At 47.0% G+C, this 18664-nt stretch carries 18 protein-coding genes; 8 read left to right on the forward strand and 10 right to left on the reverse strand.

Annotated elements, in window-relative coordinates:
* Positions 1–33: 33 nt before the first annotated feature.
* The 5 genes from ASL11_RS05640 to ASL11_RS05660 form a co-directional block, all read right to left on the reverse strand.
* Complete coding sequence (locus tag ASL11_RS05640; protein ID WP_056610846.1) at positions 34–1131, reverse strand: GerAB/ArcD/ProY family transporter; 1098 nt, start codon at positions 1129–1131, stop codon at positions 34–36.
* Positions 1132–1153: 22 nt separating this feature from the next.
* Positions 1154–1375 carry a hypothetical protein gene (locus tag ASL11_RS05645; protein WP_056610849.1) on the reverse strand — a complete coding sequence of 74 codons (222 nt, stop codon included), beginning with the start codon at positions 1373–1375 and terminating at the stop codon, positions 1154–1156.
* A gap of 22 nt (positions 1376–1397) precedes the next feature.
* Positions 1398–2567: a Ger(x)C family spore germination protein gene (locus ASL11_RS05650; RefSeq protein ID WP_056610852.1), complete on the reverse strand. Its 1170-nt coding sequence runs from the start codon at positions 2565–2567 to the stop codon at positions 1398–1400.
* 20 nt (positions 2568–2587) lie between these two features.
* Entirely contained in the window at positions 2588–3988 is a 1401-nt protein-coding gene (locus ASL11_RS05655) for a spore germination protein (RefSeq protein WP_056610855.1), read from the reverse strand.
* Between the two features lie 95 nt (positions 3989–4083).
* Positions 4084–4653 carry a pyridoxamine 5'-phosphate oxidase family protein gene (locus ASL11_RS05660; RefSeq protein ID WP_056610858.1) on the reverse strand — a complete coding sequence of 190 codons (570 nt, stop codon included), beginning with the start codon at positions 4651–4653 and terminating at the stop codon, positions 4084–4086.
* A 209-nt stretch (positions 4654–4862) separates the two neighbouring features.
* Between ASL11_RS05660 and ASL11_RS05665 the strand changes: the two genes are divergently transcribed.
* From ASL11_RS05665 to ASL11_RS05680, 5 genes are all read left to right on the forward strand, one after another.
* The gene (locus ASL11_RS05665; protein WP_056611335.1) at positions 4863–6302 is read left to right on the forward strand and encodes a spore germination protein; all 1440 of its coding nucleotides are present in this window, start codon (positions 4863–4865) and stop codon (positions 6300–6302) included.
* On the forward strand, positions 6299–7399 hold the full coding sequence (locus ASL11_RS05670; protein WP_056610861.1) for a GerAB/ArcD/ProY family transporter: 1101 nt from the start codon (positions 6299–6301) through the stop codon (positions 7397–7399). The genes ASL11_RS05665 and ASL11_RS05670 overlap by 4 nt, the downstream gene beginning before the upstream one ends.
* Positions 7396–8496: a Ger(x)C family spore germination protein gene (locus tag ASL11_RS05675; protein WP_056610864.1), complete on the forward strand. Its 1101-nt coding sequence runs from the start codon at positions 7396–7398 to the stop codon at positions 8494–8496. The genes ASL11_RS05670 and ASL11_RS05675 overlap by 4 nt, the downstream gene beginning before the upstream one ends.
* A 128-nt stretch (positions 8497–8624) precedes the next feature.
* Positions 8625–8789: a hypothetical protein gene (locus ASL11_RS36300; protein ID WP_157256827.1), complete on the forward strand. Its 165-nt coding sequence runs from the start codon at positions 8625–8627 to the stop codon at positions 8787–8789.
* A 158-nt stretch (positions 8790–8947) separates the two neighbouring features.
* On the forward strand, positions 8948–9586 hold the full coding sequence (locus ASL11_RS05680; RefSeq protein WP_235550394.1) for a DUF3298 and DUF4163 domain-containing protein: 639 nt from the start codon (positions 8948–8950) through the stop codon (positions 9584–9586).
* Between the two features lie 6 nt (positions 9587–9592).
* Here ASL11_RS05680 and ASL11_RS05685 read toward each other — a convergent pair whose 3' ends face one another.
* A complete protein-coding gene (locus ASL11_RS05685; protein WP_235550395.1) occupies positions 9593–10591 on the reverse strand; it encodes a TRM11 family SAM-dependent methyltransferase in 999 nt (332 codons plus the stop codon).
* Between the two features lie 22 nt (positions 10592–10613).
* Positions 10614–11504, reverse strand: coding sequence for a LysR family transcriptional regulator (locus ASL11_RS05690; RefSeq protein ID WP_056610867.1), 891 nt, complete (start codon positions 11502–11504; stop codon positions 10614–10616).
* 132 nt (positions 11505–11636) lie between these two features.
* On the opposite strand from ASL11_RS05690, the gene ASL11_RS05695 reads away from it, so the two are divergent.
* Positions 11637–12707 carry a branched-chain amino acid aminotransferase gene (locus tag ASL11_RS05695; RefSeq protein ID WP_056610870.1) on the forward strand — a complete coding sequence of 357 codons (1071 nt, stop codon included), beginning with the start codon at positions 11637–11639 and terminating at the stop codon, positions 12705–12707.
* A gap of 827 nt (positions 12708–13534) precedes the next feature.
* Here ASL11_RS05695 and ASL11_RS05700 read toward each other — a convergent pair.
* Positions 13535–13969 carry a DUF1232 domain-containing protein gene (locus tag ASL11_RS05700; protein WP_056610873.1) on the reverse strand — a complete coding sequence of 145 codons (435 nt, stop codon included), beginning with the start codon at positions 13967–13969 and terminating at the stop codon, positions 13535–13537.
* 259 nt (positions 13970–14228) lie between these two features.
* On the opposite strand from ASL11_RS05700, the gene ASL11_RS05705 reads away from it, so the two are divergent.
* On the forward strand, positions 14229–14420 hold the full coding sequence (locus tag ASL11_RS05705; RefSeq protein WP_056610876.1) for a CDGSH iron-sulfur domain-containing protein: 192 nt from the start codon (positions 14229–14231) through the stop codon (positions 14418–14420).
* 86 nt (positions 14421–14506) lie between these two features.
* Here ASL11_RS05705 and ASL11_RS05710 read toward each other — a convergent pair whose 3' ends face one another.
* Positions 14507–15226 (reverse strand): hypothetical protein, encoded by a 720-nt coding sequence (locus ASL11_RS05710; protein WP_056610879.1) that lies wholly within the window; start codon positions 15224–15226, stop codon positions 14507–14509.
* A gap of 227 nt (positions 15227–15453) precedes the next feature.
* Here ASL11_RS05710 and ASL11_RS05715 point away from each other — a divergent pair, with 227 nt between their 5' ends.
* Positions 15454–16674 carry an MFS transporter gene (locus tag ASL11_RS05715; RefSeq protein WP_056610882.1) on the forward strand — a complete coding sequence of 407 codons (1221 nt, stop codon included), beginning with the start codon at positions 15454–15456 and terminating at the stop codon, positions 16672–16674.
* 165 nt (positions 16675–16839) lie between these two features.
* Here the strand turns inward: ASL11_RS05715 and ASL11_RS05720 are convergent, their stop codons facing one another.
* Positions 16840–18627 carry a glycoside hydrolase family 20 zincin-like fold domain-containing protein gene (locus ASL11_RS05720; protein ID WP_056610885.1) on the reverse strand — a complete coding sequence of 596 codons (1788 nt, stop codon included), beginning with the start codon at positions 18625–18627 and terminating at the stop codon, positions 16840–16842.
* Positions 18628–18664: the final 37 nt, after the last annotated feature.

An 18664-nucleotide genomic window follows, 5' to 3' on the forward strand; every position in this document is an offset into this window, starting at 1 on the left:
GACCCATAGACCGCATTACGATTGAGAAGGCGGTTAATTACTGCGGGTTCTTCGGCTTTTGACCCAGGAGACGATTGGATAGATGAAGAACAGACTCTCTACGAATAGGGCAAAAGTCGCCCAACTGCTATTGAAATATTCCGCCAGCTCTACGGGATTTTTAGCTAAAATAAGTGAAAGCGAGACAACAATAGCCGCCAGCGAGAATGTAATTGGTTTGTAATTACTTAGCGACAAGGCTTGTGAGAATAGCAGCGTTCCTATCGTAAAAATAATACTTAGCTTAATGAAATAGCCCGTGAACCAGATCGAGACAATGAGCGCATCTGTGTTGCGTAGAAAGTCGCCTAAATGCAGGAATCCGGTAAGCTCAAGCGCAGGATACATTAAAGTAGCCCCAAGCTTAGGCCCGAAAAAAAACATCATCAATAGAAATTCTACAAGGAGGATGTAAGTGCCCGCCAAGGATCCTATCCAAATGATTTTGCGGTTTTTTTGCTTCATATTTAGCTCCGGGACGATATACGAGAACATAATTAATTCACCATACCATGGGATAATCGCATACGTTTGAGCCCACAGTGCCTTCCAATCATGAATGCGCGTAAACTCGTACCACATGGGTGTATCCATAGCCGCAAGAAAAAATAATGGTTTGAACACGAACAGCACGCCTATAAATAAAAAGCACCCCTGTGCAAATCTAAACACAGTTGAAACACCGGATTGGGTCAAAGATGCAACGGTAGCCATAACCAGCACAGCAACAGCGACTGGCGGTGTTTCCCGCAAATAAGTCGGTATGAAGAAGTCGGTAAACTCACGTAAAATATAAGAGGCCAAATGTAGAAAAAAGAATGCCCACAGAAACAGAATACCCTTATGCAGGTACTTGTTAATGAGGGTACCACCGTACTCACCAAGATAGTTCGAGGGTTGGCGCAGAGCAAACCGAAGGCTGAGGGTGGCAATCCCTGTGCCACAGATTGAAGCAAGTACTATGCATAATCCGCCATCAAAGGAGGCCGCACCCGCAAGAGGACTGATGAGAAAGGCTATCGTGGTAGAAAATACGAACACAAAGGTCAAGGCACCCAACTGCAATCCTGTCACTGTTCCATGTTGCTTCACCTTGCCGCCTCCCTGCATATGCCTATCCTTGAATAATGAAGTTTTGAATCGGCTCAAATAGCAATCGAATTGCCTGACTGGGATTTACCCACTCCGGCCAGAAGATACTGATGGTGCCAAAAACAAACGCGATACCGGTAACCGACAGCGCAAGTCTCCTTTCTTTCGGGCTTGCGGATTGACGTCGCAGCAACGATATTTGATAGAACAGAATACAAGCAATACCCATGGTTAAATACAACAATGACTGTGATCTCCTTCCGAATTCAAAGTTTCGCTGAGCGGCTTACACCTGTGCTTCGCAAGCCCACATGAATATGAAATTCCGGATCCGTATGTGTAAACATCATCTCGCGGGGGCTTTCCCCCCATTCCTGCCACATCCCGGGGTATTTATATTTCACTAACTCGCTCCACTGAAATACATCAGCCTGATGCTCTTGCGCTTTATCGGCAGCAGATTGAACCATTTGTTTAACACGATCATTCACTGCCGCCTCCACCAATTTAATATTTTCTGTGGAGCTTAAGTTCATATTGGATTCAATGGAAATGAGATCTGCTCTTGCCTGAATAGATACCTGAATCGTGATCCCACTCCCGTTGCGAATCGCTCGCGTCCTATGCTTCACATCAATAAGCCTGGCACTGAAAACCCCCTGTTTATCTGGGAGTTTCCCCGTAATGATCATTTCAGGAATCTGATTCATCATGATTAAAATGCCCATCGCTTCATCATTCGTAAATCTACCTGTAACGGCGCCATTTTTCATGATGGCTGCGCCTCCAACCCCCGACCACTTCACATTCTTAGCTTCTGTCAGCAGGTTAAGATCACGCAAAGTTAACTCCGGAATATAAGAGTCCCCTAAGTTATTCCATTGGGCATATAATAATTCTCGAATTCTGATTGGAGGAATTCGCTTGGTATGCGCTGATTCTCGCCAAATTTCAGTGGGGAACCGCTCAAACACAGATTCTAACTTCGCTAGATTCCTGGCGAGGCCGTTGAAATAAAACACATAGATCGGCAACCTGAAGTCCGTTGCACGAATCAAATGATCAAACAGGGGGGTCAACCCTGCACGTGCGAAACGATCACCAATCACGATGACTTGCATCTGTCCCCACGTAACCGATCTAGGTAGCTCCGCCTGAATATGCTGGAGCGCCTCAGCGACATCGGAGCCTTTGCCCGAAATCGATACGAACGGTTTTTGATTAACACTATTCGAATTGACTCCATTAGATATGCGATTTGGCAACATGAACAGCGTAGAAACTTCTGTCTGTCCATCTTCGTTCAAATCAACCAGCATGGTCGATACGAAGGTGCGGTCGTTAAGCTCTTGTTTGGACCAGCATCCTGTTAACCCTGTTGGGACAGCCGTGATAAGCACCAGCATAACAACGACACGCTTTATATTTCGCAACATGGCAGCCCCTCCCTGATTGATCAAGGTCGTTTCTTGCTAATCCAATTCGTCCAAGGAAATCGGCCAGCGGCATCCCTCATCTGTTCAGACTTAAAAGGAATGAACGGAGAAAGATAAGGTGTACCATAAGACTCCATCGATAACAAATGAATATAAATAAAAAAGACCCCAATCAATAATCCGAGAAGCCCAAATACGGCCGAGATAAACAATAGCCCGAATCTCAGGATTCGAATCGTTAAGGTTAGTGAGAAATGCGGTACAACAAAGGAAGAAATCCCTGTAAGGGCAACTATAATGACCATCGGTGCACTCACGATGCCAGCCTGAACTGCAGCTTCTCCTATGACAATGGCTCCGACGATGGAGATCGTCTGGCCCATTGTTGTGGGGATGCGCTGCCCCGCTTCTCGCATGACCTCGAAAGTAACCTCCATAATGAGAGCTTCCAAGATTGCTGGAAAAGGTACAATATCTCTACTTGCAGCTAGTGAAATTAGCATATTGTAAGGGAGCATTTCTGGATGAAAGGTCGTGATCGCTACATAAGCGGATGGCAGAATAAGACTAACAAAGAAAAATACATATCGAAGGACACGGATCCAGCTGCTGTAGAAGTACCGTTGATAATAGTCCTCTGCCGACTGCATGAACGACAATAAGGTCGCGGGGGCAACTAAATTACTTGGCGTTCCGTCTGTCAGCAACGCTAAGCGTCCTTCAAATAACGAAGAAACCACCACGTCGGGTCGTTCTGTATTCAGCATTTTAGGAAATGGAGATATGATACGTTCATCCAGCACCTCTTCGAGGAAACTGCTGTCTGGAACACGGTCCGTTTCAATTGCCCGAATCTTCGATTTAAATTGCTGCACCATGTCTGGGTCACAGCGACCATTCATATAGAGCAGAAGGACAACTGTACGTGATTCACTCCCGAGAATGAATTGCTCAACGACAAGATTTTCGCTTTTGATGCGCTGACGGATGAGTGACAAGTTCGTCCATACATCTTCTACGAAGGATTCCTTCGGACCTCGAATCGTCTTCTCATTCTCAGAAACATTAACTTCTCGCTTCGCTTTTTGACAAAACGGGAACAAGACGCCCGCCGTCTCACCAGAAATACATAGTAAGACATACCCGTCGAACAAGCCTTTTAGCGCTTCTTCTGGCGTATGTGTAACGTTATACGTAGTCGGGAAAAACGTGTAACTCTGAAATATGCTTTGGAGACGCTCGTCGCTGCGTCCCGAATATGGCTGCAGCAACTTTCGCAGTACATGCGTTTGCAGCATCTCCAAATCAATTGCATCCATCATATAGTAAATTGTGCAGATGAAGTCATCCTGCTCAATCCTTTGCGAGACTATGTCTAAACGATCTTGCAGCCTCTCGCGGATCCATTGCGTCAATTCCATATACGGAGCTTCCTTTTTGGTAGTAGTTTCCTCCGACTCGGATGTAATTATGCATCCTATGGCGAATCAAATGGAAATTACTACATGGAGCAGTTTCACATATTATCTGTGGATAACTTCTCGCCGATCGGTGTCGGCAGTCCGTCCATGCTCGTCATATTTTTCTTCTGCCAATAGGCGTGCAACCCTTCGTCCCCTTGCTTCGCCGCCCAATTTTGCAACGTATTCCGCTCACCTTCATAGGTGTAAAAAGGAACGCTGAATCCGCAGGATGACTTCACCTCGTGAATGTCAACGACCATGATTTGCCGCACCCCTGGCAGCAATTCGAACTTCGGCGCCAACCGATCCCACTCGTCAGATCCAGACAGTATCACACGGCCTTTGCCATACAGCCTGATAATCTGTGGCGGTCCCTCGATAGCCATGAACATGATGGTGATGCGGCCATTTTCCGCTAGATGTGCGCTGGTTTCATTCCCACTCCCTGTTAAATCCAGATAGGCCACTTGATTGGCCGATAGAATCCGCAGCACATCGTGCCCCTTCGGCGAAATATTGACATGCCCCTCCGCTGATAATGGTGCTGAACCAACGAAAAAAATATGTTGCTTGGCGATAAATGCCTCATGCTCCGGTAAAAGTGCCTCGAACGATTTCCCCATGTCGCACTCTCCTCTTTCCATTTTCTTCTATTATGCACTCCTTATCTCTATTTGTGAAATACATAAATAACTATTCTTTCATAGGAAAAACCTATAAAAAAATGTATCTAAAGCATATCCATCAATTAAATTCTCACTTACAGCTTTTACATATTTATGGAATTTACAGGTTAAAGTAAGGAGAAGTGATGATGCGGGAGGGAACACGTGTGAAACAAAATCCATCGATTGAAACGGCAGAGCCCTATTTCAAACAACTTTTCTCCGAACAAAGCGACTTTCAATCGAAACAGTTACTCATTGGAGGAACTGTGTTTAAGCTGTTTTATTTCGACACGTTGGTCGATTCGTTCCTCGTTCAAGATTTTATTCTGAAGCCGCTGCTTCTCCATCCTCAGGATGCGATCCGCGAGGTAGTGTCGATTCTCGACTATGCCGAAACGGAGCATCTGGAGGAAGCGGTTCAGGCCATTTTGTACGGTAAAGTCGTACTCCATCACGGCGGAGACAGTAAGCTTTACCTGCTCGGGGTGGATTTAAAGAAGGAACGATCCATCAATATCCCGACCAACGAACGGGTTTTACGCGGTGCGAACGAAGCCTTCATAGAAAACTTAGATACCAACATCAATCTCGTGCGCAAGCTAATTAATTCGACAGAATTCGTCGTAAAAACCTATACGATTGGGCGGATTTCGCGGACAAAGGTCGCTGTCATGTACATCAAGTCAATTGCAAAAACAGCGATTGTAGAGGAAATAGACAAGAGGCTTAAAAGCATTGACATTGACTATGTCGAAGCACCAGGATTTATCGATGAGATGATCCGGGAGAAGAAATTCAGCCTATTTCCACAACTGCTTATTACGGAACGTCCAGACCGCGCGCGCGCCTATTTAATGGAGGGGAAAGTCGTCATTGGAACAGCAGGGTCACCAGACACGATCATCCTGCCAGTGACGTTCTGGTCTTTCTTCCAAAGTCCTGATGATTACCAAGTCAGTTGGCTGATAGGCACCTTTTTTCGGCTTTTGCGCATCAGCTGCCTTTTCGTTACGATTGGCCTGCCTGCCGTTTATGTGGCAGTCAGTGCCTTTAATCCACAACTGCTGCCGATCAATTTCGTTAATACGCTGCAGAGCTCACTGAAATTCGTCACATTCCCGCCGGTACTAGAGGCGCTTTCGATGATGTTCATGCTCGAGATATTAAGAGAAGCGACAATTCGGCTAGCGAGTCCCGTCGGCCAAACCATTGGCGTAGTAGGCGGTATTGTAATCGGAACGGTGGTCGTGCAGGCTAATTTGGTTTCCAATACCATCGTTATCGTAACCGCTTTAACGGGCTTGGCCTCCTTTGTCTTGCCTTCTTACGAGATGAGCAGCACAGTTCGCCTGCTAAGCTATCCTGCGCTCCTTCTTTCCTCGTTGTTCGGCTTGTTTGGCCTCGCATTCTTCTTCATGATGATTTGTATCCATCTGTGCCAAATGACAACGCTGGGACTCCCGTATTATACGCCGCCCTTCTCCTTTCGTGATACGAAGGATACGCTGTTTCGGGCACCGTTTTGGAGCATGCGTAAGCACCCGATAGGAGCGGTTTCGAGCAATCGAATAAGGATACGGAATCCAAGGAGTTGGAAACGTTGAAAAAGGAAGAAACCATCACGACAAGACAGCTGATCTCGCTAGTCATTATGGTTCAACTCGGAACTGAAGTATTATCCCTGCCCCATGTAGAAGCTAGAGTTGTAGGCCATGATACATGGTTGGCTGTCTTGCTAGCTGCACTGGCCGCACAAGTAGGCATCACGCTGCTTTGGTGGCTTGGCAGCCGCTATCCAACGCGTAACTTCTATGCCTACATCCCACTTATTGTAGGTAAACCCATTGGAACCAGTATCAATTTGTTGTTTGGATGTTATTACGCTCTTTCCGGACTCTTGCTGACAATACTTTATTGTGACATCTTAAAAAGATGGCTGTTTCCACTTACGCCTAGATGGGTTCTCATTCTCATGCTTCTTCTGGTCTGCGGCTATGCGGCTACGTCAACGTTGAAACAGCTTGCTAATGTATCGCAAACCTTTATGGTTTTCGCTTACATCAGCTTTTTACTTATCGTATTTAGCGGAATCTACGGTCTAAATGTGAAAAATTTGCTGCCGGTTCTGCAGGGCGGTTGGTATCCGATTCTGAAGGGGGCTTATTCCGCATTTAGCGCTTATGTTGGTTATGATTTGCTCCTTTATGCTTACCCGTACGTACAATCCCAAAGCAAAAAAAAGCTACTGCTTTCGATGACACTGGCGAACGCCTCCACAGCCGTGTTTTATATTGCAGTTTGCCTGATCTGCTCCATGAAGTTCAATTTGAAACAGCTTGAGGTTATTCCGGAACCCATCATTTTTATTTTAAAAAACTATCGCGTTGATATCCTGCAGAGCATTGACATCTTGTTCCTCATCTTCTATGTATGCATTGTTTCGGCGACGATTTATGTGTATTTCTTTATGGCTGTTAAAGCATTCCTGCATCTACGCAGCCAGGGCTTAGGTAAGCAGCATGTTTGGGTTTGGACGATGGTCGCGCTTTGTTTCCTTGGAGGTTTCTTCCTAATGAAGCGTAATGACATCTTGCAGATTGCTACGATTCAGGATATCGTGTCAATCATGTTAGTCGTCGGTCTGCCAGTCGTTCTGCTTATCATTTCCGGGCTACGTGGCGCGGGGAGGAACGAGATATGAAGAGAGTGATAGCGGCGCTGCTCATCTGCTTACTGCTGACAGGATGCTGGGATCAGTCTCAGCTGAAGAAGTTGCTTTTTGTCGATGTAATCGGCGTAGATTACGAGGGTGACAGCAAGCAGCTTAAGGTCAGCTATGTCATTTCCTCGCTTCAGAATGCCAATCAAGGGGGAGGCAATCCGAACAACATATTCGTGGAGTCAACAGGCGATAACATCTATGACGCCGTGAGTAAAACAAACAAAGAATTTCCTGGCGTTCTTTCTGTACTGGAAACCAGGTTATTTCTAATAAGCACCCGATTCGCCAAAGATCAGCCGCTGAACTATCTGAATATTACCAGTCAATTTATTGCCAATCCGTTATACGGCTATCTGGCGGTGTATGACGGCGATCTTTCGAAACTGCTGAATAAGAAGAAAATTAAAGATCAGACCTTATCCGAATTTCTGGTAGGTTTATTAGAAGAGGAGAAGAAGAGGGGGCAAATCCCCTTAAACAAATTAGTACAATTTATACTCGGGGGAGCGGGGTTCCTTAACGACTTCGCACTTAATCGGTTCGAGCCTTACGAGAACGGGGTTCGTCTAGCGGGTACCTCCTTGTTTCGAGACGGGATATATACCGGCATCAATCTCGGTGATGAGGACACCCTCTTCGCCACTCTTTTGGGTGGCACATCGGGCAAAAACCAGCTGATTACGGGTAAATTGGACGGAAAGAATTACTCGGTGCAGGTGCAGAACGCCCATCGGGATTTCCATATTAACGATAAGGATGGCGGTCTTCGTGACATTGGAATCTCGTTAAATCTGGATATTAAATTAATCGAAGCGGGACTTGACTCTAAAAGACATACGAAAGACAGCCTCAGAGAGCTGGAAAAGCAAATCACAGCTGATATTACGGCAAAGGTTACTAACGTGATTGCAACCTTGCAAAGAACGAATTGCGATTACTTACAGCTTGGACATGAGGTTTCCGCCTATCATCCGAAGCTGTTTGGAGGCATCGACTGGTGGCGCGAGCAGTATCCAAAAATCAGTATTAAGCCAAAAGTTAACATCAAGATTCTGAACACGGGTATTTTGGAATAAGGTCAGCAAAAAACTTGCGTTATGCTTGCATATTTTTCCTCCATTCGAAGAATACTTAGTTGGTTGAATCTTAGCTTATACTTACGACGCCAGTTTTCTGGTGAAAACGTAAAGGAGGTGATTGTACCATGTCAACAACCAATAGTAATGACGACGTAGTAAGTCATGCAATTAATGCGGCTCAGGCGAATGCTGAAGACAGCCAATCCCAGCAACAGGTAGAGGAATTATCTGCTGCGCTGCAAAGTGCAACATCCGATGTTAGTGATGAGGAAAACACCTCACAGGAATAATTCGCTTCAGTTCCACACCAACAAAGAGCTTTCCCTCACGCTAATCGCGATGTAGGGAAAGCTCTTTATCTTTGGCAAGGGTACGAATTCCTCCATCCCATTGAACCAAACGCCCAGTTTTTGAATATGGTGTAGCAAAAACGTTGGGATGATGAAACATGAGAGATACGAGAGACATGGACCAGGACTTGGACTTGGAACACCAACCCGTTAGTATACAAACCTATAAAGTGCTAAAGAGCAAATTAAACCTGATGTACCCCGCTGTTATTCATATGAATGCCCCTCTGGTACAGCATAAAATCAATACAACGATTGTCGATGCCGTCAACAAGCAGCTGCATGATCAAGGATTCCCGCAGAACCCTGAAACGGATGTGACCGCTTATTATGAAATCAAAACGAATGAACGTCGCGTACTAAGTTTGTCGTTGCTCAACTATGCTTTTTCGGGCGGCGCTCACGGAATGACCATCCAACAATCATTGACCTTCAGCACAGAAACTGGGCAAAGCTACACCCTCAAGGATTTGTTCAAACCAGGCAGCGATTATGTCAAAAGAATTAGTGATATCGTTGCCGCCGAGATCAAACAACGCGAAATCCCCTTGTTAGTTGAGTTTAAAGGCATTCGCCCTGATCAAGATTTCTATATCGCAGATAAATCGCTTGTGATCTATTTTCAACTTTACGAACTAGCCGCTTATGTGTATGGATTCCTATACTTCCCGATTTCGGTGTATGAGCTCCAGGATATCATTGCGGAAGACGGCCCGCTCGGGAAAATGATGTACTAAAACCGGCTAGACGCAAACGATTATTTGCCGACTGAAGTTGCCTTTGTTCACGGTGCAGCGTGAATCGATGTGAAACCCAACTTTGATTAAAAGCGGGTCCATCTGCTCGGTTGTAATAATGACCGCGCGCCGCGCTAATCGGCGGGCGGTTTGCAGCATGTCCAGCTTCTCATCCTCCGGCAGAACCGAGCAAAGATTGTAAGGCATGTCCAGAATCAGCGCATCATAGAGGAGCTCTGGACTGCCTTGCAGGGCCGTAGGATGCGGAACGAGCGTCCGCATGTCAGCGATCTGGACCACATCCGGCATGCCGAAGTGGTCCAGATTCACCCGCGCGCCGCGTACGGCCAGCGGGTTGATGTCGTAGCCCACGATGTCGATCCCCATCGACATCGCCTCCACCAGCACCGTGCCGATGCCGCAGCACGGGTCAATGACCCGCGTGCCCGCCACCTCGGGCACGGCGATGTTCACCACCGCCCGCGCGAGGCGCGTCCCCAGGGCGGTGGAGTAGTTCTGTGGCTTCTGCTGATGCTGAAGCCACACGGCTTCGCCGTAGCTGCCCTCGCCGAACAACCACCGGCCTCCCAGCTCCGTCACGGCGAAGTATTGCTCCGGCCTGCGCATCTCGGCCTTGCCGCGCAGCCCCAGCCCTAGTTCGCGCTCGACGTTTCGCTGGCAGTCATAGCTGACCGCCGTGTCCGTCTCCGCGAACACGACCTTGAACGTTGCGCCGCGCACGGTCAACGTCTTTAATTCAGAGGCCAGCGCAGGCAGGCTGTCGGCCTCAAAGGCAACATCCATCCGCAGCTTTAGAAACGGGCTGCGGCTCGGCTCCACCCTGCGCGCGCTGACGGCGTAACGCGCCTCAATCACAGCCTCTGCGCCCAACAATGTGCGCAGCTCCAGCTGACACAACGCCTGCTCATCTTCATGACAGGCAAATACATAGACATATTTCCCGTTTTGTTCTAGACTCTTATGTTTCATACTCATCTGCTTCATACCCTCACTCTTTCCTGCACACTTAAGCAAATTCCTGAATAACCTGCTTCACGAACGTATCCATCGTTTTACACAAAAACATATCTTTCCGATACACAATGCCCACTTCCTTCTGTGGAATGGGATCGATAATCGGGATTGCGCACAGCTTCTGCTCACGCATCTGATCACCCATGCCCTCCACATAGGATTGAGGCAATATGGCTCCACACACATGATTTTTCGCCATTTGCAGCAAAGATTCGAGCGTTGAGAGCTCCACAATTGGCTTCCAAGCAAGTCCGATCTGCGCGCAGCAATCATCCATCATTTGCCGAACATAGAACTTCTGCTGCAGCATCGCTATTGGAATCTCGGTCAACTCCGCTAACCTGATCTCCTTCACCTGCTCTTGGGCAAATGCATGCTGAGCCGACACCACAAGTTGAAGCTTCTCTTGGTATAACGGCATACATCGAAGCTGCTCGTCCTCCTCAGGCAAAAAGACAACACCCACATCCAACTCATTGCTCAGCAGCTTTTCTTTGGTCTCTTCCGTTGCCAACTCCATCACCGATAGCTCGATTTTGGGATAATTGGCATGAAACGTCATGATTGTCGCCGTCAGCAAATGATTCCCTGAACAGCCGATTCGCAATCGTCCGCGCTGCATGCCTTGGAGCTCATTCATTGCCATCTGCGCTTGCTCCAGCTCATGGAAAATATTCCGGCTATGCTTGCGCAAAATCTCGCCCGCTTCGGTCACATAAATCTTTTTGCCGATTCGCTGAAAAAGTGGAGAACCCACTCGATCCTCCAGCAATCGAATCTGTTGACTCAGTGTAGGCTGGCTAATGCCCAGCTTCTCTGCTGCTTTGGTGAAGTGCAGTTCCTCACACACCGCCAAAAAATACACCAATAACCGATAATCCACCTGACGTCCCCCCGATCATAGCTATTAACTATGATAGTAATTGATAAATCGCAATTGATCAATGATTGCGATTTTTCTATAGTTAAGGGTAAAAGATTGTGAGAAACCTCAATAGGAAAGGTGGCACAACATATGTACGGAAGCATTCGCATCGAACAAAATCTAAAGGGCAAGCCCCTGCCCAATTTAGACGAAAATCTGGGGTTTGGAAAGCTTTTTACAAATCATATGTTTATGATGGATTACGAAGAAGGTCAAGGCTGGCATGATCCGCGCATCGTTCCCTACGGTCCGATCTCCCATGATCCCGCGGCGATGGTTTTCCACTATGGGCAAGCAGTTTTCGAAGGTATGAAGGCATTTCGCACCGAGAACGATGACGTTGTTTTATTTCGGCCAGATCAAAATGCTAAGCGTTTGAACCGCTCTAGCGAACGTCTAAGCATCCCGCAAATGGATGAAGAATTCGTTGTCCGTGCCATTCAGGAGCTAGTTCGTGTTGATGCTGCTTGGGTGCCGAAGAAGAACGGCTCCTCCTTGTACATCCGCCCTTTCGTTATTGCAACGGAAGCGATTCTAGGTGTCCGCCCATCTATGCAGTATTCCTTTATCATCATTATGTCGCCTGTTGATGCTTACTATGACGAGGGGCTGCAGCCGATTAACATCCTTGTGGAAAGCTATTATGCTCGATCCGTGCAAGGCGGGACAGGCAATGCCAAAGTAGCCGGCAATTACGCAGCTAGCTTGAAGGCACAAATGCTGGCCAAAGAGAATAACTGCGCCCAAGTGTTATGGCTCGACGCTATTGAGAAGAAATATTTAGAAGAAGTCGGCAGTATGAATGTCTTTTTCAAAATTAACGGTGAAGTCGTCACGCCTAGCCTAAGCGGCAGCATTCTCGAAGGAATCACGCGTGGAAGCATCATCCACCTGCTGAAAGAATGGGGTATCCCCGTATCTGAGCGAAAAATATCAATCGATGACATCGTTAAGGCTCATGCGGATGGGACTCTGGAAGAGGCTTTCGGCACCGGCACCGCTGCGGTTGTATCGCCAATTGGCAGCCTGCTGTGGAACGGTACACCGATGGTCGTCAACCATGGAGAGATCGGTGAGCTTGTCGAGCGACTATATACAACGATCACCGGTATTCAAAGTGGGAAGCTGCCGGACACGTTCGGTTGGTTGTTGAAGGTTTAAAATCTATGTTGTCGCGAAATAACTGCGCGACAAATAACCGACGAAGTTTCTATTCGTCGGTTATTTGTTCATTGATTCTATTTAGGTAGATAGATGTTTGAATAGAGACAGAGTTGGGGGCTTGGCAAGTTAGTTGGCCCTCACCAACTACTTCAACTGCCTCCACCGCCGCTCTCCCCACTGGATAAATACAGTAGAATCTCATTTTCAACCGCTAAATATCAACTTTGATTGGATAAATCCACTCATATAGTTGAATTAAGGCCCCAATAGCCCGATTTCGGGAATATCTGCTGTATAAATCCAATGAAACAGCCATTTCATCTCTCGGATTTAGAATTTCAGTGGATAAATCCAATGGGGAGTTAGGTTTAGGTGTAGATTTATCGGGTTTGGGTTCAGGTTCAGGTTCAGGTTCAGGTTAAGATTAAGATTAAGATTAGGGTTAAGGTTGGTACTTAGCACCTGGAAGTTGCTGTTTTGAGGTTACCGTATCCGACGAATAGATGGAAATCATACAGTTAAATCCACACTATTCCCCGACTTTAGCGGGATAGCTGGAAAATATGTAGTTAATTCCGCTCGTTTTCAGCGAAACTGGCGGATATGAGGAAAATAACTACGTATTTTCCATCTAATCGTGATTTTTACCCGTAAACCGTGAAATTAGCTGTAGATTTTCCAGTTAAACGAGGAACTCAACGGGCTCAGCTCCTTCAACCGCTCCCCACATATGGCGCGGCATCCGCCGGCTCCTCGTTCCTTTTCTTTTTGCTTCAAATAGTGCCCTCACGTTCCCTTATCGGATACCTGCATCCCTCTACCAACTACTTCTCCACATGCACGTCATCGTCCTTCGCTTTCCCCTGCTCCTGAACTACGTGACCATCAATATCGATAATATCTTTGCTGCTCACAGCATCGTCTCCAAGGAAATCCCTCAGCTTGCTCTTCGCTTTCCGCCTAACCTCGTCATCGATGCTCTTTGACACAGCTGCCAAGGCTAAGCCTAGTGCACTTAGATCATCCACATATCCCACTATCGGCAGTAAATCAGGCATTAGATCTAACGGCAAGATGAGATACCCCAATGCACCATAGATTTGAACCTTTGCGCGGAGCGGTGTTTTCGGGCTATCCAATGCATAAAAAAGCAGCAATCCGCTATAAATTACTTTACTGCCGGCTTTCTTAGCACCTTTTTTCAACTTGGACCAGAAGCCATCAATAGTGAAATACTTTTCATATTTGGACGCATTCATGTAGCGATCACTCCATTCATCAGCAATTACTCTGTATATACCCCTATTTTACACCTATCTCACGCATGAAGCTTAATTCTTATTGTTATGGCACTAATTGATTATAGATAATCGCATCTGGCAACAATGGTGAGAAATCCTCTACCCACGGCCATGCAAAGATGCAGCCCGCGTTAGAGGAACTATTATCGCCAGTAGAAAGATGATTGCGGGAATCAAAATCTCATACTTTCTACGATGGCAAAAAAATTGGAGGCGTATGGTTGTGGCAGAGATTAAAGTTCTGGATAATGGTCCCCTACTTGTAACTGGCGTTACGTTAATGGATGGTGAAGGAGATCCCATGGAAACAAAAGAACAGATTTACCTGTGTCGTTGCGGACTCTCTTCGAACAAACCTTATTGTAACGGTGCTCATAAAGGGCATTTTGAAAGCCAGGTTCGCGACTAACTTATAGCACGCGTACGACCGTTCTAACGTTCTACTACCAAAGGGCTGCTCTCAAGTTGATACTTGAGGAATAGCCCTTTGTATATTTAGTGTATGGACGATCGCCCGATCGAACCATTCTCTCGCTCATTGGTTATCATCAGCGTGGCACGCAGATCGTTCAGATTCGTGTACGCTTGCAATTCGAAAGGTACGCTGACAGAAGCAGGCAAAACGATATACCAAACGGTATAACCCTCATCAGTCTTTACAATCTCGGCTTCATACTCCCTCGCCCCTGCTTTATCTCCCTTCACAATGATATGTGTGATAGACGTATCTCCGATTTCTCCAAATAACAGGAATGTCCCTCTGGGTTTTTCCAACCGAATTGGCATCATCATATAGGAAAGTGCAGTATCCGACGATGTGTCCATCTTATCTGCGCCAATAGAGTACCCACCACCAGAAGCCCATTTCCACCCCAGCCATGATTTCTTAGCGATTTCTACTTTCAAGTCTGTCCCGCTATGATCTTGCAGCCGTTTGCTGAATTGTAGAACGCCTTCGTGAACAGGCTCCCTAAAAATGACTTTATATTTATCTTCAATGGAAGATCCTCGAAATTGTCGGATTGCCTCCTCGGACGTTCGTTCGAGTGGGATACGCAGTGTCTCTGTAAGCCCCATCGCCTTGGACAGCCGCCAATCTGCTATACCTCCCGGCTTTTCTATCACATAGATCGTGCAATAGGCTAGGATAAGCACAACAAAGAGCATCCCTGTCACCAAAGCGTATCTGGGCATTCGCCGGACTACGTTTAGCATGTGCATTCTACCTCCGTTCGATGATAATTGGGGGCGTAAGTTGAACACACCACTCGCTTATTTTACCATTCGTTGGAAGTTACTGTCACGATTTTATCCCCATCATAGGTTCAAGCAGCCTCAACTAACTTTTACCCAAGTCCATCTAAAGAAAGCCCTATACAACGCATACCATATCCTGTATGGTGTTGAAATCAACAACTTACAGCATGAAATGAGGCCATCGTATGATTTCAGCCCTACGTAAACTTACTTCCATTCGGCTGCCGTTCTGGGTCATGTTTATGAATACCTTCAGTATGGCGGTCGGATTTTATATGATGATCCCCCTGCTTGCTTCTTATTTATTAAACGACATTCTGCTGACCGTTACCATGGTTGGTATCATCTCCGCTATCCGCAGCTTCAGCCAGCAAGGTCTTTCCGTCCTTTGCGGTACCTTGGCCGACAAGCTTGGCTATAAGCGCACGATTCTGATTGGTTTGCTCATCCGTACCTTTGGATTCGGCATGTTCGGCTTTGTCGACAGCATCCCAGGCTTTATCATCGCTTGCTTCTTCTCAGGCTTAGGCGGATCACTGTTCAACCCAGCTAGTTATGCGTATTATGCAGCTTTATCGACTTCGAGTAATCGGATCACGATTTATGCCATTCGAGAAATGTTAAGCAATATGGGATTCGTCGTGGGTCCTGTCCTAGGTGCCTTACTCATGGGCTTTCATTTCAAATACGTTAGTTTGGCCGCTACCCTTATTTTCGCATTTTCCTTTTTCTTTAGTCTCTTCTTTTTGCCAGCTATCCAAAGTGAACAATCTCGCAAGGCATATACAGGCATCTGGTCTCAAATGCAAACCGTATGGAGTAATCGCCCTTTCCGACGCTTCATGCTCTTCACGATGATCTCGTGGTCCCTGGTCACTCAGTTATACATTGCCGTTCCGTTTCGTGTTCATCAGCTCGCTTCGGATGCGAATATCGGACTCATTTACAGCTCTGGGGCTATCGTTATGGTCCTGCTGCAGGTTCCACTTTCTAAATTAGGCAACAGGAAGTTACAGCCTTTCGGCGTGATGTCATTAGGCACCTTGCTGCTTGCTGGGGGCTTATTTACAATGGGAATGATGGGGTCCATGTGGGGGATTTATGCGGGGGTTATCGCCTTCATGATTGGACAGGTTTTTCTACAGCCCATGATGAATACCATGGTTTCCGATTATGCCGGGGATGAGCAGATTGCTAGCTATTTCGGTTTTAACAGCTTTGCCCTTTCCATCGGGGCTATTATCGGAAACGTAGGCGGTGGCTATCTGTATGATCTAGGAAATGTGCTTGGTTGGCAAGGCCTTCCTTGGGTGTGTTTCTTGGTGTTTGGGCTTATGAATATTCGATTTATGCTCAAAGAGCAAAGGACGACGAGCTCAGGAAGCTCCCTTCGCAGTGCTGTCTGAGGAACCCATTGCCAAGTTCGCGGACGATCCGTTTACCCTTGAAAAATAAAGGGTGGCACATTCCACGGTTGGTTCAACCAGGCATGTGCCACCCTTTACTGCTCTGTTTCTGTTTCGTGCGAAAGGTAAACCGCTTATCAACCTTCCTTTGCTGCCCTCTTCGAATCAGGCAAGGCTCAATCCCATTTTACTGTATACGTTTTTTTCCAGATAATCATGCAAGTAAAAACGAGACATCACGAAATGATCAGCCATTTCTTCCGGTTGGAAATGCCTCAAAATTGCGCTCATTTGCGGACGCACTTTGGTGCGGCCAGCCGTATTCCTCTGGTAATAACTGAGCAAGGACTGCCATTCGGCCTCATCACCCGGGAACAGCTCCCACCGGTACAAATATTTATGAATCGTTCTCATCCTGTCTGACGAATGCTCGAACGCGTTCATAATGCCGATCAGCTCGGCTACATCTTTGTTTTTCACCACTTCATCAAGCAGGGAGCCAATGATTAAATAATAGTCTTCATTTAAGTAATTCCCCAGCTTGTTCTTAGCCGTCTCCTGATCCACGCCGTGGAACAGCTTAAGAAATCTATCTACGAACCGTCTCGTATCCGCCTCCCGGTTCCAGTGGACATCCGCAAAAAGGGCCATGAGATACCAAGTCGTTTCAAAAATGCCGTACGGCAGACCGAAACTAAACGACGTTGACCAGTTCGTCGCAACGACGCAGTCGATGCCGAGTTTGCCTGACATTTGGGACCACTGCAGCACATTGTCAATCCGACTGGCCACGACGGGATAATTCTGATGTTCTTGGTCGTCAAAGCATCTAACCGCAGGGGCGCCCATGACCTCGAAGCCGGCATTGCGGAATGTGGCCGTCAGTCTGGACACATCGGAATCGATGTTGCGGCCGTTATAGATCCAGATCATGACCGCTGCCCGTTTGTCTAACAGCTTCAAGTCCTCTTCGCTGCATTTTTTCAGCATATCATGCCAAATAATCGGGGTTTTCCCTTTGCCGGCCGCATACGCAATCAACCAGTTGACGAACGCGATGAACGTCTTTTCTCTTGCGCCCTGATAGGTGTCGCGACACGTCTCACACTCGCAAAGACTGTACACCTCATCGCAGCCAAGGTGAATGTATCTAGAGTCTGGATGCATCGCGATCATCTCATCCAACAAGCCAGTGGCGAGCTCGTATGACTCGGGCCGAGAAGGACAAAGCTCCCCAGTAGACGACTCTATTTCCCTTAACCATTTGAACGCATCATAACGAAGCACGTAGTCCAAGTGTCCGAATGATTGCTGGAGCGGAATGATTTCGATAAAGTTGTTTTTCGCCGTTTCCTTGAGCATCTCGAACTGCTCTCGGCTAAACGCGAAATTGGGGTGGCACACTTGCTGATACCGCTCGTACGGAAGCTTATCCTCATACTCGATCAGCAGCCCGTTGACTTTGAATTTGGCGAACTCCGCTATATAAGCCAGCAGCTTCTCCGGTTTGGAGAACGTTTGCCGCAAATCAAAATTCATACAACGCAAACCAACATCGGGCCAATCGGTGATTACCGCAGCTGGAATGCTGTCGTGGTTATCCATGATTTGCCGTAAGGTCTGAATGCCGTAGAACAATCCGGCAGCTTTCGCTGCCGCGATTGTAACGGACGCGTTCTCCATCCTCAAGACGTAGCCTTCTCTTTGATCTTCCAGGCGCAACTCGCGCAAAAGCTCCGTTCCATTCAAGCCTTGGATACTGAACGTATAGCCTTTCACACCCTCCAGCTGCTCGCAGACGACGGATTGCCCTGGGAACAGACGACTCGCCAAATCGACGAGTCTTGGATCCTTCTCCTCAATTCGGAGAAGGATATCCGAGCTTACATCGGGCAGAAAACATGCTCCCTCGAGATAACGGATTTGTTTCACTTGCGGTATCGTTTGAATCATAGGGGTCTCCTTCAACGTTATTTGATGACTAAATAGG

The organism is Paenibacillus sp. Soil750, assembly GCF_001428045.1.
Taxonomy (GTDB): domain Bacteria; phylum Bacillota; class Bacilli; order Paenibacillales; family NBRC-103111; genus Paenibacillus_E; species Paenibacillus_E allorhizoplanae.